Below are 14,571 nucleotides of genomic sequence, written 5' to 3' on the forward strand. Positions count from 1 at the left end.
ACACATCTTTGAACGCATCAGGTAGGACCGGATGAGCGAGCCCGGGGCGAGCCTCTACAACCGCCACCGCCCCGCGGTCTTCGCGGACATGGTCGGCCAGGACCACGTCGCCAGGGCGCTGGGCAACGCCCTGCGCGCCGGGCGGCCGGCCCAGGGCTACCTGTTCTCGGGGCCGCGCGGCACCGGCAAGACGACGACCGCGCGCATCCTCGCGCGCTGCCTCAACTGCCAGTCGAGCCCCGGCCCGACCCCGCAGCCGTGCGGCACGTGCGAGTCCTGCCGGCGCACCGGCCACGACGACTGGCTCGACGTGGTCGAGGTCGACGCCGCCTCCAGCGCCCGCCGCATCGACGAGATGCGCGAGTGGCTCGAGACCGTGCGCTACGCGCCGGTGGCGTGCCGGTACCGCATCACGATCATGGACGAGGCCCACCAGATCACGGCCGACGCCTCCAGCGCGCTGCTGAAGACGCTCGAGGAGCCGCCACCGCACCTCGTGGTGATCCTCTGCACGACCCACCCGTGGGACATCCTCGGCACCATCCGCTCGCGCCTGCAGCACTACGTGCTGCGCAAGCCGGGGGTGCCCGCGCTGGTCAAGGTGCTCGAGCGGGTGGCCCGCGCGGAGGGCATCGAGACCTCCGAGTCGGCGCTCGACATCCTCGCCCGCGCCGCCGACGGCTCGTACCGCGACGCGCTGGGCCTGCTCGACCAGATCTCCACCTACGCGGGCGGCCGGGTGGACGCGTCGGACGCGCTCGAGCTGCTCGGCGCGGTGGCCCGCGAGACGATCTTCGAGCTCGTCGACCTGATGGCCTCGGGGGAGGCCGCGGGCGCCTTCGAGCTGCTGCAGGAGATGCTCGACGGGCCGGTCGACCCCGAGCAGGCCATGCGCGGGCTCGTGACCCACCTGCGCTTCGTGTGCCTGCTCCAGCAGGGCGCGCGGCCCCGCGACGAGTGGGCCTTCGCCCCCGAGGAGATCGCGCGCCTGCAGGCCCAGGCCAACCAGCTCGCCGACGCCCAGGTGGTGCGCGGGCTGGACCTGCTCGCCGACGCCCAGGTGCGCATCCGCCACGGCGGCGCCGACCCCCGGCTGCAGCTCGAGCTGGTGGCCGCGCGCCTCAGCCGCCCGGCCCTCGACCCGAGCACGGCCGCCCTGGCCGCGCGCCTGGAGGCGCTCGAGGCCGGCCGTCCCGCGCCGGCCCGCCCCGCGCCCGCGGCCACCCCGGCCGCCCCGGCGCCGGCCGCCCGCGCGGACGCGCCGGCGGCCGCGGCTCCGCCGTCCGCCCCGGCTCCGCCGTCCGCGCCCGCCGCCCCGGACCCCACCGCGGCGCCGGGCGCCGGGGCCGACCTCGACGCCGACCCGGGCCCCGAGCACGAGGCCGCCGCCCCGCCGCCGCCGGCGCCCCCCGGCCCGGTCCACGAGCCGACGCCGGCCGACCTCGACCACTTCGCGCGCCTCTGGTCGCAGATCCTCGAGGTGCTCGAGCGGGAGGCGCCGTCCACGCGGGGCTTCCTCGACGGCTCCGCGCCGGTGGCGGTCGACGACGAGCGCATCGAGGTCGGCGTCACCAGCACCGTGCGCGCCGACATGCTGAGCCGCCAGGAGCACCGCGAGCGCGTGCGCGGGGCGATCGCCACCGTGTCGGGGCGGCGGCTGGCCGTGGAGTTCACCCCGGGCGCCGCGCCCGAGCCCGAGCGGCCGCAGCGCGCGCCCCGCCAGATCGACGGCGACACGCTCTTCGAGGAGCTGAAGACGATGTTCGGGGCCGTCGAGGAGGGCGGCGACCGCACCGACCCAGGAGGACGATGATGGCCCACGGCATGAACCCCCAGAAGATGCTCAAGCAGATGCAGAAGATGCAGGAGGAGATGGCCCGCGTGCAGCAGCAGCTGCAGGAGGAGTCCGTCACCGCCTCGGCCGGCGGCGGCGCCGTCACGGCCCGCGTCAGCGGCGGCCTGGAGCTGCTCGAGGTCACGATCGACCCGTCGATCGTCGACCCCGAGGACGTCGAGATGCTGCAGGACGTCGTGGTGGCCGCGGTCAACGAGGCCATGCGCGCCGCCCAGCAGCTCGCGCAGGACCGGCTCGGCCCGGTCGCCGGCGGCCTCTCCGGCCTGGGCCTGCCCGGCCTGTAGGCCGCCCCCCGCCCGCCGCGTGCTCACGCCCTCCATCGAGCGGCTGGTGGCCGAGCTGGCCCGCCTGCCGGGCATCGGCCCGCGCAGCGCGCAGCGGCTCGCCTTCCACATGATGAAGGCGCCGCCCGAGCGCGCCCGCGCCCTGGCCGGCGCGCTCGTCGAGATGACCGAGCGCCTGCGGCCCTGCGCGGTGTGCTTCTCGTTCGCCGAGGCCGAGCTGTGCCCGATCTGCGCCGACCCGCGCCGCGACCCGCGGCTGCTGTGCGCGGTGGAGGAGCCGTCGGCGATCCTGCCGATCGAGCGCACCAACGAGTACCGCGGCCGCTACCACGTGCTCGGCGGCGCGCTGTCGCCGATCGACGGCGTCGACCCCGAGGACCTGCGCATCGACGAGCTGGTGGCGCGCATCGACGCCGACGGGGTGGAGGAGCTGGTCATCGCCACCAACCCGACGATGTCGGGCGAGGCCACCGCGCTCCACCTCGCCGACCTCGTGCGCGGGCGGGTGCGGGTGACCCGCCTGGCGAGCGGCCTGCCCGTCGGCGCCGACCTGGAGCACGCCGACGAGCTGACGCTCGGGCGTGCGTTGCTCGGCCGCCGCGACCTGTGAGCCGCGTCGACCTCGTCGCACCGGCGGCCGGCGAGGTGGCGGAGGCCGCCGCGCGGCTCGGGATGGCGCCGCCGCCGGCCGAGCCCGAGGCCGATCCGGAGCTGCCGCGCCTGCGCCGGCTGGACGACGGCCTCGACGTCGTGCTGGTCGGCGTCGCCCCGGACGGCGCGCTGCACGAGGTGCGATGCCACCTGCGCGGCGACGCCCTGCTCACGGTGCGGCCCGCCGCCGGCCCCCCGCTCGACGAGCCGCCGGCGGCCCCGGCGGGTGCCGCCCGGGACCTCGCGGACGTGGTCGAGGCCGTGCTCACGACCCTCGTGGGCCGCGCCGGCGAGCTGAGCGACCGGGTGGAGCGCCTCGCGGATCGGCGGGAGCGCGGTGACATCGCCCGCATCCGCGCCGCCGTCACGCCGCTGCGCCGCGTGACGCTGCTGCAGCAGGACGTGATCGGCCGGCTCGCGTCGGAGGACGTCGTGGCCGCGGACGCGTCCGCCCGCCGGCGCGTGCGGGACTCGTACGGGCGCGCCGCGCAGGTCGTCACCGAGCTGGAGGCGATCCGCGAGGCGCTGCACGACATCGCCGCGGATCGCCAGAACGAGCTCGTGGGGCGCCTGACGGTCGTGGCGGTCGTCTTCCTGCCGCTCACGTTCCTGACCGGCTTCTTCGGCCAGAACTTCCCCTGGCTGGTGGATCACATCGGCGGACCCTGGTGGTTCGCCTCCCTCGGCCTCGTCCTCCCCGTCGCGGCGGTCGCGGCGCTGCTCGCGCTGCTCCGGCGCGGGGGCTGGGTCTAGCCTCCGGCACCCCCGTCCGGGGGGCTCCGGGTGCGGAGCCGACCGCTACCATCCCTCGCTGCCCTCGACGGAGCGGGAGGAGGACGGCCATCGGCCTCAGGACGATGAAGTTCGGCGGCAGCTCTGTCGCCGACGCGGAGAAGATCAAGAACGTCGCGCGGCGCATCGCGGCGGCCCGGGAGGCCGGCGACGACGTCGTCGCGGTGGTGTCCGCACGCGGCAAGACGACCGACGGCCTGGTCGAGCTGGCCTACGAGATCTCGGACCGGCCCGACCCGCGCGAGATGGACATGCTCCTGTCGACCGGCGAGCGCATCTCGTGCGCCCTCATGGCGATGGCGCTGCAGGATCTGGGGCACAGCGCGATCTCGTTCACGGGGTCCCAGGCGGGCATCGTCACCGACGACTCGCACACGAAGGCCAAGATCATGGAGATCCGCAGCGAGCGCCTCCGGGAGGCGCTCGACGGCGGCAGCATCGTGCTCGTGGCCGGGTTCCAGGGCGTCTCGACGGGCGGCCGCAACGTCACCACGCTCGGGCGCGGCGGGTCCGACACGACGGCGGTCGCGCTGGCGGCGGCGCTCGACGCCGACGTCTGCGAGATCTACACCGACGTGACCGGCGTCTTCACCGCCGACCCGCGCGTCGAGCCGGGCGCGCGCAAGCTGGCCCTCGTGAGCCACGAGGAGATGCTCGAGATGGCCGCCACCGGCTCGAAGGTGCTGGCGCTGCGCGCCGTCGAGTTCGCCCGGCGCCACGACGTCCCGCTGCACGTCCGGTCCTCCTTCCTCCCCGAGGAGGGCACCTGGATCACGAAGGAGACCCCCGACATGGAGAACGCGATCGTCACCGGCCTGTCGCACCGCAGCGACGAGGCGAAGGTGATGGTGACCGGCGTGGAGGACCGGCCGGGCGTCGCGGCGCACATCTTCACCGCGCTCGCGGACCGCAACCTGAACGTCGACACCATCATCCAGAACCAGGCCGTCGGCGGCGGCGCGGACGTGACCTTCACGGTGCCGCTCGACGAGCTGCGGCCCGCCCTCGAGACGCTCGATGCCATGCGCGGCGAGCTGGGCTACCGTGAGGTGAGCTCCGACGACCAGATCGGCAAGGTCACCCTGATCGGGGCCGGGATGAAGTCCGAGCCGGGCATCGCGGCGAAGATGTTCCGCGTGCTCGCCGACGAGGGGATCAACCTGCAGATGATCGACACGAGCACGATCCGCATCACGGTGGTGATCGACCGCCGCGAGGTGGAGCGGGCGGTGCGCGCGCTGCACGACGCGTTCGACCTCGCCTCGGAGGCCGCCAGGAGGGCCGATGTTTAACGTCGCCGTCGTCGGCGCCACCGGCGCCGTGGGGGGCACCATGCTGCGCGTGCTGGAGGAGCGCGGCTTCCCCGTCACGGAGCTGCGGCCGCTGGCCTCCGAGCGCAGCGAGGGGCGCCGGCTCGACTACCTCGGGCAGCCGCGCACGGTGCGCCGGCTCACCGAGGACGCGTTCGAGGGCATCCAGATCGCGCTCTTCTCGGCGGGCGGCGCGCGGTCGAAGCAGTTCGCGCCGGCGGCCGTGGAGGCCGGCGCCGTCGTGATCGACAACTCGAGCGCGTACCGCATGGATCCGGCCGTCCCGCTGGTCGTGCCGGAGGTCAACGAGTCCGCCCTCGAGGGCCACTCGGGGATCGTGGCGAACCCCAACTGCGTGGCCGCGCCGCTGGTGGTGGCGCTCAAGCCGCTCGCCGACGCCGTGGGCCTCGAGCGCCTGATCGTGGCGAGCTACCAGTCGGTCAGCGGCACCGGCGCGGCGGCGGTCGAGGAGCTGCTGGCCCAGTCGCGCGGCCACCTCGCCGGCGACGAGCCGGAGCCGTCGGTCTACCCGCACCCCATCGCCTTCAATGTGCTGCCGCACATCGACGCCTTCGACGCGACCGGCTACACCGGCGAGGAGCGCAAGGTCGCCGACGAGACGCGCAAGATGCTGGGCCTGCCCGACCTGCGCGTCAGCGCCACCTGCGTGCGGGTGCCGGTGGTCCAGGCCCACTCGGCCGCCATCCAGATCGAGACGACCGAGAAGATCACGGCCGAGCGCGCGCGCGAGCTGCTGATGGGCGCGCCGGGCGTGGTGCTGGTGGACGAGCCGCAGCTCAACCGCTACCCGATGCCCCGCGAGGCGCACGGGCGCGACGACGTGCTGGTGGGCCGCATCCGCGAGGACGCCTCGCACCCGCGAGGCCTGGCGCTGTGGCTCTCGAGCGACAACCTGCGCAAGGGCGCCGCCACGAACGCCGTGCAGATCGCGGAGTCGCTCGTCACCCGCGGCTGGCTCTAGGCAGGATTCGGGAGGTTTCGCACCCCGGCCCCCCCGAGGGGGGAGGCCGGGCGGGCGATTCCTATACCTCGGCCGAGGTACGCCGGGGGCGCGCCGTGTGGGACTGTCGCGCGGATGAGGCCCGGAACGCGCCACGCCGCCGCCGTTGCGGGCGACGCAACGCACGTTGACGATGCCGGTCGACCGGCCGGGCGCGCCGCCCCCCGTTCGTAGACTGGCCCCGCCGAGATGCCCTTCCGAGCCAAGCGCCTCGCGTGGACCGCGGCCTGCAGCGCCGCCGCCGCCGCGTGCGCGCTCGCGCTGAGCGGGCCCGCCGCCGCCATCGGGCCGCCGGGCACCCCGAGCGCCCCCGAGGTGTCGGGATCGGCGAGCGTCACCTTCACCTGGGGCGCGCCGTCCACGCCGCCCGCCGAGGGCAACGGGGTGGGCTACCGCTGGAGCGTCGCCGGCCAGTCCGGCACGACCGCCGCCGGAACGGCGACCGTGGCCCTCCCGGAGGGCCGGCACACCTTCTCGGTGGTCGCCTACGAGACCGACGCCGGCGGGGCGGAGGTGCCCGGCACCGAGAGCGGCCCGGCCACGCGCGCCGTGCGCGTCGACCTGACGGCGCCCACCATCAGCGGCGTGCTCAGCCCGGCGCGGCCCAACGGGCTCGAGGGCTGGTACACCAGCGCGACCGTCCGCTGGACATGCGCCGACCCCGGCGGGTCGGGCGTCCGGTCGTGCCCCCGCTCGCCGGAGGTGTTCGACACGGCACGGGCCGCGCGCGACCAGGACTTCCCGGATCGCAACATCCAGAGCCCGCGGCTGGTGATCCGGGGAACCGCGGTGGACAACGCGGGGCACGGCGCGGCCTTCGCGTTCGATCCGATCAGGTTCGACGCCCTGGCGCCGACCCCGGGGCAGCCGCGGTTCCCGTCGTCCGACGCGCGCATGGGCGCCGAGCCGGAGTTCCGGTGGAGCCGCGCCGGCAACGACACCTCCGGCGTCGACCGCTACGAGGTCTGGGTCGAGGAGCCCCTGCGCGTCCCGCGCATGGTCGCCAGCGTGCCGCACGTGGCCGGGCGCAACGAGTTCCGCTCGGCGCGCACGGCCGGGGCGCCGATCGCAACGATGTTCAAGGTGACCTGGTACGTCCGCTCGATCGACCGCGCCGGCAACGTCAACACCTCCGGCAAGCGGTCGTTCACCATCGACCCGACCGTCCCGCCCGCGCCGGTGATCACGGCCGGCCCCGAGGGCTTCACCCGGGTCACCGCGCCGGTGTTCGAGTGGCAGGGCGCCGGCGGCGGCGCGTTCTCGTGGGACCTGACCGTCGTGCGCGAGGACGACACCGAGGTGCTCCACAGCGGCACCGGCACCCGGGCGGCGATCCCGGCGCTGCCCGACGGCGACTACGTCTTCCGCGTCAACCAGGCGTCCGGCGTCGGCGTCGTGAGCGCGGACGCGACGCGCGACTTCACGGTCGACACCGTGGCGCCCGCGCCGCCGTCCATCACGGGCCGGCCGACCGCCGGGGCGCCGGTCTACACCTGGGTCGCGGAGGAGGGCGCGCACTCGCGCTGGTGGGTGACGGGGGCGGGCGACGCGGTCGTCCAGCCGCCGACCGACACGCCGGGCACGTCGGCGACGCTCGGCGCCCTGCCGGCCGGCGCGTACACCTTCCGCGTGCTGCAGACGGACCCCGCCGGGAACGCGTCCGCGCCCGCGGTCGAGTCGTTCACCGTCGCGCCGGCGGCGGTGGCGGCCGGGCCCGTGCGGCGGGCCACCGCCCTGCCGCGGCGCAACGCGGCGAAGCTCCGCCCGAAGGCCGGCGCCACCGTGCGCACGCGCCGGCCGCTGCTCACCTGGAAGGGCGGCCCGCGCGGGGCCACGCTCTACAACGTCCAGCTCTTCCGGGTCGTCCGAAGGGCCGGCGGCGCGGCGCCCGTCGTGCGCAAGGTGCACAGCGCGTTCCCGCGCGGGCGCAAGCTGCGGCTGCCCGCGGCGCGCACGACGCCCGGCGCCTGCTACATCTGGCGCGTCTGGCCGTTCGTCGGCAAGAAGTTCTCCCGCACCCCGCTCGGCATCAGCAACTTCTGCGTCGCCCGGGCGCGGCCGCGCCGCTGAGCCGCTGCAGGCCGGGCGGGCCCGGCATCCTCTAGACTCCCGCGCGTGCCGACGACGATCTCCTTCGCGCGCGGCGCCCCCCACCCCGACGCCCTGTCCGGCGACCTGATCGCCGAGTGCACGCGTCTGGCGCTGGAGGCGGACGCGACGCGCATCCTCTCCTACGGGACCGGCAACGGCTATCCGCCGCTGCGCGAGGTGCTCGCCTCCTGGCACGGCGCCGAGCCGGGCCAGGTGCTCATCACGAACGGCTCGCTGCAGGGCTTCGTGTTCCTGCTCGAGAGCCACCTGCGCCCGGGTGACGTGGTGGCGGTCGAGAGCCCGACGTACGACCGCGCCCTGCTGCAGCTCAAGCTGCACGGCATGGACGTGCTGCCGATCCCGCTCGACGGCGACGGCATGGACGTGGAGGCGCTCGCCGCCTCGTGCGCCGCCGGCCGCACGCCCCGGCTGCTCTACACCATCCCCAACTTCCAGAACCCCTCGGGCGCCACGCTCTCGGCGGAGCGGCGCGCGCGCCTGGTCGAGGTCTGCGAGGAGTACGACATCCTCATCGTCGAAGACGACCCGTACGGGCGGCTGCGCTTCGAGGGCGAGGACCTGCCGGGCATCTGGCGGATCGCGCCCCCCGGCCGCGTCATCTTCACCTCGTCGTTCTCCAAGACCGTCGCCCCCGGCCTGCGGGTGGGCTACCTGGTGTCGCCGCCGGAGATCGCCGGCGATCTGGCAGCCGCCGCCTCGCGCACCTACATCTCGCCGGCGCTCCTCTCCGAGGCCGCGATCCACCAGCTCATCGTCACGGACCGGCTGGAGCCCAACATCGCGCACGTCACCGAGCTCATGCGCGAGCGGCGCGACGCGATGTCGGCCGGCATGCGCCACATGCCGGAGGGCACGGCGTACGTCCCGCCGCAGGGCGGCTTCTTCTGCTGGCTGACCCTCCCGGAGGGGCTGTCGGCCGACGAGCTGTTCGAGCCGGCCGCGGCGGCGGGCATCGCCTACGTCAAGGGCAGCGACTGCGTGCTGGGCGGCGGCGAGCGCACGCTGCGGCTCGCGTACAGCGGCGTCTCGCCGGCGGAGATCGAGGAGGGCATGGAGCGGCTCGGCGCGGTGTTCAGCGCCGCCGCCGTCACCTCCTAGGCGGGGCCGTGGCGGGGGACGACCTTCCGGAGCGGCGCCCGCCGGACGGACGCGACGGCCTCGACGAGCGGCAGGTGCGCCAGCTCGCCCTCATCGGCGCGCTGGTCCTCGTCGTCAGCATCCTGCTGATCTTCGTGATCGAGAACAGCGACGAGGTCCGGGTCTCGTTCGTGTTCTTCTCGGCCGACGTCTCCCTGATCTGGGTGATCGTCATGTCGGCCGTCGTCGGCGCCGTGGCGGGCGGCGTCGTCGGCCGCCTCGTGCGGCGGCGCTTCTCGAAGGACTGACCGTCCCCCGGCGCCGCCCGCCCCACGGGCGGGCGTCAGCCCTTCCCGCGCCCGCCGCCCCGCGCGGAGCTCGTGGCGTGCGCGGCGCCCAGGTCGAGCGCGATGGCCGCCAGCAGGAGCCCGGTCCACACGTTGACCGGGTCGAACAGGAGCGGCTCGCGGTCGCCGATGCGATCCGCGACGAACCACACGATGAGCCAGATGATGGTCATGGCCGGGCATTCGCCGGCCACGGGCGGCGTCCTGCCGACGTCACCCGCGCCGCGGCCGAGGGGCGGGACCCCGCGCCGCCCCGGGCGTCGTCGGGCCGGGGGCGCCGAGGCCGGCGCGCGCCTGGCCCGAGAGGGGCCGGAGCGGTCACCGCGGTGCGTGGCGGTGCCCTCGGATGACGTACTTGCGCACGCAAGCACGACGGCTATACTTGAGGACACAATGAACATCCCACCGCCCCGCCCGCAACGAGGAGACGTCCGATGAGCACCACCGCCACCACCGTCATCACCCCCGGTACCTGGTCCATCGACCCGAGCCACTCCACCGTCGGCTTCGCCGTCAAGCACATGGGCATCGCGACCGTCCGCGGCGAGTTCACCGAGTTCGAGGGCGCGCTCACCGCCGGCGAGACCGGCGTCCTCGCGGTGGACGCGACCGTCCAGGCCGCCTCGGTCGACACCAAGGAGCCGCAGCGCGACGAGCACCTCCGCTCGGCGGACTTCTTCAACGCCGAGGCCCACCCGCGGTTCACCCTCGTGTCCACGTCGGTGACGCAGCCCGACGAGGACTCCATCCGCGTCGAGGGCCGCCTCACGATCAACGGCGTCACCAACGACGTGGTGCTCACCGGCGACGTCCTCGGCGCCGACGTCGACCCGTGGGGCAACGAGCGCGTCGGCATCGAGCTGCGCGGTCAGATCTCGCGCGACGACTACGGCATGCGCTTCAACCAGGCGCTTGGCAGCGGCAACATGCTGGTCGGCGACAAGGTCAAGATGTCCATCGACGTCTCGCTGGTCAAGCAGGCCGCGTAGCGGGCGGGTACGGCGCGTCGCGCCGGGGGCCGCCCCGCTCGCGCACCGGGGGCCCCGCGCGCGGCGGGACCCCCGGGGGCGCGTCCTAGGAGAGCATCTCCTTCACCGTCTCGCGCTCCTCGACGAGCTCGGCGTTGGTGATCTCGATCTTCGACGTCGCGAAGTCGTCGTGGTCCCAGCCCTCGCGGACCACCTCGTACGTGCCCGGGGCCGTCGTGCGGACCGGCACCGACGCCCAGACGCCCTCGGCGAAGCCGTAGGAGCCGTCCGAGCGGACCGCGATCGAGTGCACGTCATCGCCCGGCGTGTGCAGCGAGCGGACGTGGTCGATGGCCGCGTTGGCGGCGGACGCCGCCGACGACAGGCCGCGGGCCGCGATGATGGCGGCGCCGCGCTTGCCGACGGTGGGCAGGAACTCGTTCTCCAGCCAGGCGTCGTCGCCGATGACCTCGCGGGCGGGCTTGCCCGAGATCGTCGCGTTGGTGAAGTCGGCGAACATCGTCGGCGAGTGGTTGCCGAAGATGATGATGTCGTCGACCTCGGTCACCGGGACGCCGGCCTTCTGCGCCAGCTGGGTCTGGGCCCGGTTCTGGTCGAGGCGGGTCATCGCGGTGAAGCGCTCGGGGCCGAGCCGGGTGGCCTGCGCGGCGGCGATCATGCAGTTGGTGTTGCACGGGTTGCCGACCACGACCACGCGGGCGTCGTCGGAGGCCACCTCGTCGATCGCCGTGCCCTGCTCGACGAAGATCCTGCCGTTGTCCTTCAGCAGGTCGGCGCGCTCCATGCCCGGCCCGCGCGGCTTGGAGCCGACGAGGATCACCCAGTCGGCGTCCTTGAAGGCCACCCGCGGGTCGCCCGTCAGCACCATGCCCTGCAGCAGCGGGAAGGCGCAGTCGTCGAGCTCCATGGCGACGCCCTTCAGCGCCTCCTGGACCTTGTCGATCGGCAGCTCGAGGAGCTGCAGGATGACCGGCTGGTCCCTGCCGAAGGCCTCGCCGGCGGCGATGCGGGGGAGGATGCTGTAGCCGATCTGCCCGGCGGCGCCGGTGACGGCGACGCGGAGCGGGGTCTTGGCGGCGCTCACGCGGTCACCTGCAGCTTCTCGATCAGCGCGTCGGCCACGCCGGACGTCCCGACGGCGGTCGGGTCGTTGCGGTCGGGCTTCATGTCGTAGGTCACGGACTTCCCTTCGCGGATGAGCTCGGCGATGGCGCCCTCCATCCGGTCCGCGGCCTCGGTCTCCTTGAGGTACCGCAGCATCATCACGCCGGAGAGCATCATGGCGAGCGGGTTCACCTTGTTCTGGCCGGCGTACTTCGGCGCGCTGCCGTGGGTCGGCTCGAAGAGGGCCGCGTGCGTGCCGATGTTCGCGCCCGGCGCGACGCCCAGGCCGCCGACGAGGCCGGCGCCGACGTCGCTGATGATGTCCCCGTAGAGGTTCGGCAGCACGAGGACGTCGTACAGCTCGGGCTTCTGCACGAGCTGCATGCACATGTTGTCGACGATCCGCTCCTCGAACTCGATGTCCGGGAACTCCTTCGCCACCTCGGTGGCGACGGCGAGCCAGAGGCCGTCGGTGTGCTTCATGATGTTGGCCTTGTGGACCGCGGTGACCTTCGAGCGGCCGTTCTCGCGGGCGTACTCGAAGGCGTAGCGCACGACGCGCTGGGTGCCCTCGACCGAGATCGGCTTGATCGAGATGCCGGCGTGCGGCTTGATCGTCGCGGCGGCCGACGGGTCGAGCTCGATGATCTTCTCGATGATCGCCGCGTTCTCGGGCGTGTCCTTCTCGAACTCGATGCCCGCGTAGAGGTCCTCGGTGTTCTCGCGCACGATGACGATGTCGACGTCCTCGTACTTCGACCGGACCCCGGGGTAGCTCTTGCAGGGGCGTACGCAGGCGTACAGGTCGAGGGTCTTCCGAAGAGCCACGTTCACGCTGCGGAACCCATGACCGACCGGCGTCGTGATCGGGCCCTTGATCGCGATCTTGTTGGCCCGGATCGACTCGATCACGCTGTCCGGCAGCGGGGTCCCGGCGGTCTCCATGATGTCGACGCCCGCCTCCTGGACGTCCCAGTCGAACTCGACGCCGGTTGCGTCGAGGACGCGCTTCGTCGCCTCTGCGATCTCGGGCCCCGTGCCGTCTCCGGGGATGAACGTCACGCGGTGTGCCACGGGTCCGACTCCTTCGTCGTCGTCGTGTGGAGCGCCGCCCGGCGGGCGGGCGCAAAACGACCGGAGCATATCGGACGCTGTCGGCCCGACGGGCCGCCCGGGCTCAGCGCAGCGGCCAGGCGATCGGGATCATCACGAGCGCCACGACGACCATGAGGATCGCCAGCGGGAAGCCCAGGCGGGCGAAGTCGCCGAAGCGGTATCCGCCGACGCCGTAGACCATCGTGTTGGTCTGGTAGCCGATCGGCGTGAGGAAGGACGACGAGGCGCCCAGCGCCACCGCGATCGCGAACGGCCGCGGATCGAGGCCCGCCTGGGCGGCGGTGGCCACCGCGATGGGGAAGAGCAGCACGGCGGCGGCGTTGTTGCTGATCATCTCGGTGACGATGATCGTGGCGAGCAGCACGCCGAACAGCAGGCCCAGGTCGCCAAAGCGCCCGAGCGGCTCGATGAGCGCGTCGACGATGTCGCCCGCCAGGCCGCTCTGCTCGATCGCCCGGCCCAGGCCGAAGCTGGCCGCGATCAGCACGATCACGTCGAGGTCCACCGAGTCGCGGGCCTCCGTGGCGGTGAGCACGCCGAGCGCCACGACCGCGAACGCCGCCAGCAGCGCCGCGGGGAGGATGTCGATGAGCCCGGTCGCGACGCTCGCGATCATGCCCACCAGCACCAGCCCCACGAGCGGCGCCTTGCCGGCCCGCGGCGGCGGGTCGCCGTCGAGGGCCGACACCACCAGGAAGTCGCGCCGGTCGAGGGCGCGGGGCCGGAACGCCGGGCCGGCCAGCACCACGAGCACGTCGCCCGTGCGCAGCCGCACGTCGCCGAGCTTGCCCTGCACCCGCTCGTCGGCCCGGTGGATCGCGATCACCGCGCCGCCGTAGCGCCCGCGGAAGCCGGTCTCCTTGAGGGTGCGACCCAGCAGCGAGGAGCCGGGGGCGATCACGGCCTCGTAGAGGCGCCGCTCGAGCGCGGGCCCCACCCGGCCGAAGTGGCGCTCCTCGGCCGACACCAGCCCCCGGATGCCCTGCAGGTCGATCACCCGCTCGACGTTCCCGGCGAACGTCAGGCGGTCGCCGGCGGCGAGGATCTCGTCCGGGCGGACCGACGAGATGCGGTTGCCGTCGCGCTCGACCTCCACCAGGTACACGCCCTGCAGGTTGCGCAGCCCGGCCTCGGCGACGGAGCGGCCCACGATCGGCGAGCGGTCCTCCACGATCATCTCGAGGGTGAACTCGCGGGCGTCGGCGTCGGCGTCCTCGCTGGGCGCCCGCCGCTCGGGCAGCAGCCTGGGCGTGATCAGGATCATCACGATCACGCTGAGCACGGCGAACGGCAGGCCGACCTTGCCGATCTCGAACAGGCCCATCGGCTCCAGGCCGGCGTCCTCGAGCAACCCCGAGACCACCAGGTTGGTGGAGGTGCCGATCAGGGTGACCGTGCCGCCCACCACGGCGGCGAAGCTGATCGGCATCAGGTAGCGGGACGGCGAGCGCCCCGTGCGCCGGGCCCACGCCACGACCGGCGGGATCGCCATCGCCACGATCGGCGTGTTGTTGAGGAACGCCGACGAGGCCGCCGTGGGCACGACGATGCGCGCCAGCGAGCGCCGCTCGCCGCCGCCGGCCCCGTTGGCGACCCCCGTCGTGAAGCGCGCCGCCAGGCTCTCGATGACGCGCGTGCGCGCCGTCGCGGCCGCCACCACGTAGAGCGCGGCCACGGTGAGCGGGGCGGAGTTCGAGAAGCCGGCGAACGCGTCGTCGGCGTCGATCACGCCGGACACGAGCAGCGCGACGGTGCCGCCGAGGACGGCGAAGGCCGGCGACACCCGGTCCGCGACGAGCACGGCGAGCACCGCCAGGATCACGGCCAGGGTGATCGCCGCGTCGAGGCTCATGGGGCGGCATGCTGCACGACGCGGGCCGCCCGCGACGGCGCGGCCGCGTCGCGGGCGACGG

Annotated in this window: 14 protein-coding genes; 10 read left to right on the forward strand and 4 right to left on the reverse strand. The window is 74.1% G+C overall.

Going from position 1 to position 14,571, the window contains the following annotated elements; translation table 11 throughout:
• The first annotated feature begins 31 nt into the window (after positions 1 to 31).
• From dnaX to ITJ85_RS02975, 9 genes are all read left to right on the forward strand, one after another.
• Positions 32 to 1,813 carry a DNA polymerase III subunit gamma/tau gene (dnaX, locus tag ITJ85_RS02935; protein WP_217914861.1) on the forward strand — a complete coding sequence of 594 codons (1,782 nt, stop codon included), beginning with the start codon at positions 32 to 34 and terminating at the stop codon, positions 1,811 to 1,813.
• A complete protein-coding gene (locus ITJ85_RS02940; RefSeq protein ID WP_217914862.1) occupies positions 1,813 to 2,139 on the forward strand; it encodes a YbaB/EbfC family nucleoid-associated protein in 327 nt (108 codons plus the stop codon). Before dnaX ends, ITJ85_RS02940 begins: the two co-directional genes overlap by 1 nt.
• A 19-nt stretch (positions 2,140 to 2,158) precedes the next feature.
• Positions 2,159 to 2,749 carry a recombination mediator RecR gene (gene recR, locus ITJ85_RS02945; RefSeq protein ID WP_217914863.1) on the forward strand — a complete coding sequence of 197 codons (591 nt, stop codon included), beginning with the start codon at positions 2,159 to 2,161 and terminating at the stop codon, positions 2,747 to 2,749.
• Positions 2,746 to 3,543 (forward strand): CorA family divalent cation transporter, encoded by a 798-nt coding sequence (locus ITJ85_RS02950; protein WP_217914864.1) that lies wholly within the window; start codon positions 2,746 to 2,748, stop codon positions 3,541 to 3,543. Before recR ends, ITJ85_RS02950 begins: the two co-directional genes overlap by 4 nt.
• 89 nt (positions 3,544 to 3,632) lie before the next feature.
• A complete protein-coding gene (locus tag ITJ85_RS02955) occupies positions 3,633 to 4,874 on the forward strand; it encodes an aspartate kinase (protein ID WP_425517101.1) in 1,242 nt (413 codons plus the stop codon).
• A complete protein-coding gene (locus ITJ85_RS02960; protein ID WP_217914866.1) occupies positions 4,867 to 5,874 on the forward strand; it encodes an aspartate-semialdehyde dehydrogenase in 1,008 nt (335 codons plus the stop codon). Before ITJ85_RS02955 ends, ITJ85_RS02960 begins: the two co-directional genes overlap by 8 nt.
• A gap of 228 nt (positions 5,875 to 6,102) precedes the next feature.
• Positions 6,103 to 7,983 (forward strand): hypothetical protein, encoded by a 1,881-nt coding sequence (locus ITJ85_RS02965; protein ID WP_217914867.1) that lies wholly within the window; start codon positions 6,103 to 6,105, stop codon positions 7,981 to 7,983.
• A 45-nt stretch (positions 7,984 to 8,028) separates the two neighbouring features.
• Positions 8,029 to 9,123 carry an aminotransferase-like domain-containing protein gene (locus ITJ85_RS02970; RefSeq protein ID WP_217914868.1) on the forward strand — a complete coding sequence of 365 codons (1,095 nt, stop codon included), beginning with the start codon at positions 8,029 to 8,031 and terminating at the stop codon, positions 9,121 to 9,123.
• A gap of 8 nt (positions 9,124 to 9,131) precedes the next feature.
• Positions 9,132 to 9,410 carry a lipopolysaccharide assembly protein LapA domain-containing protein gene (locus tag ITJ85_RS02975; protein ID WP_217914869.1) on the forward strand — a complete coding sequence of 93 codons (279 nt, stop codon included), beginning with the start codon at positions 9,132 to 9,134 and terminating at the stop codon, positions 9,408 to 9,410.
• 35 nt (positions 9,411 to 9,445) lie between these two features.
• Here ITJ85_RS02975 and ITJ85_RS02980 read toward each other — a convergent pair whose 3' ends face one another.
• Positions 9,446 to 9,622: a hypothetical protein gene (locus ITJ85_RS02980; protein WP_217914870.1), complete on the reverse strand. Its 177-nt coding sequence runs from the start codon at positions 9,620 to 9,622 to the stop codon at positions 9,446 to 9,448.
• A 261-nt stretch (positions 9,623 to 9,883) separates the two neighbouring features.
• Here ITJ85_RS02980 and ITJ85_RS02985 point away from each other — a divergent pair, with 261 nt between their 5' ends.
• Complete coding sequence (locus ITJ85_RS02985) at positions 9,884 to 10,438, forward strand: YceI family protein (RefSeq protein ID WP_217914871.1); 555 nt, start codon at positions 9,884 to 9,886, stop codon at positions 10,436 to 10,438.
• Positions 10,439 to 10,523: 85 nt separating this feature from the next.
• Here the strand turns inward: ITJ85_RS02985 and ITJ85_RS02990 are convergent, their stop codons facing one another.
• From ITJ85_RS02990 to ITJ85_RS03000, 3 genes are all read right to left on the reverse strand, one after another.
• Complete coding sequence (locus ITJ85_RS02990; RefSeq protein ID WP_217914872.1) at positions 10,524 to 11,522, reverse strand: malate dehydrogenase; 999 nt, start codon at positions 11,520 to 11,522, stop codon at positions 10,524 to 10,526.
• A complete protein-coding gene (locus ITJ85_RS02995) occupies positions 11,519 to 12,616 on the reverse strand; it encodes an isocitrate/isopropylmalate dehydrogenase family protein (RefSeq protein WP_217914873.1) in 1,098 nt (365 codons plus the stop codon). Before ITJ85_RS02995 ends, ITJ85_RS02990 begins: the two co-directional genes overlap by 4 nt.
• Before the next feature lie 103 nt (positions 12,617 to 12,719).
• Positions 12,720 to 14,510: an SLC13 family permease gene (locus ITJ85_RS03000; protein ID WP_217914874.1), complete on the reverse strand. Its 1,791-nt coding sequence runs from the start codon at positions 14,508 to 14,510 to the stop codon at positions 12,720 to 12,722.
• Positions 14,511 to 14,571: the final 61 nt, after the last annotated feature.

This window comes from Miltoncostaea marina (genome assembly GCF_018141525.1).
GTDB lineage: Bacteria > Actinomycetota > Thermoleophilia > Miltoncostaeales > Miltoncostaeaceae > Miltoncostaea > Miltoncostaea marina.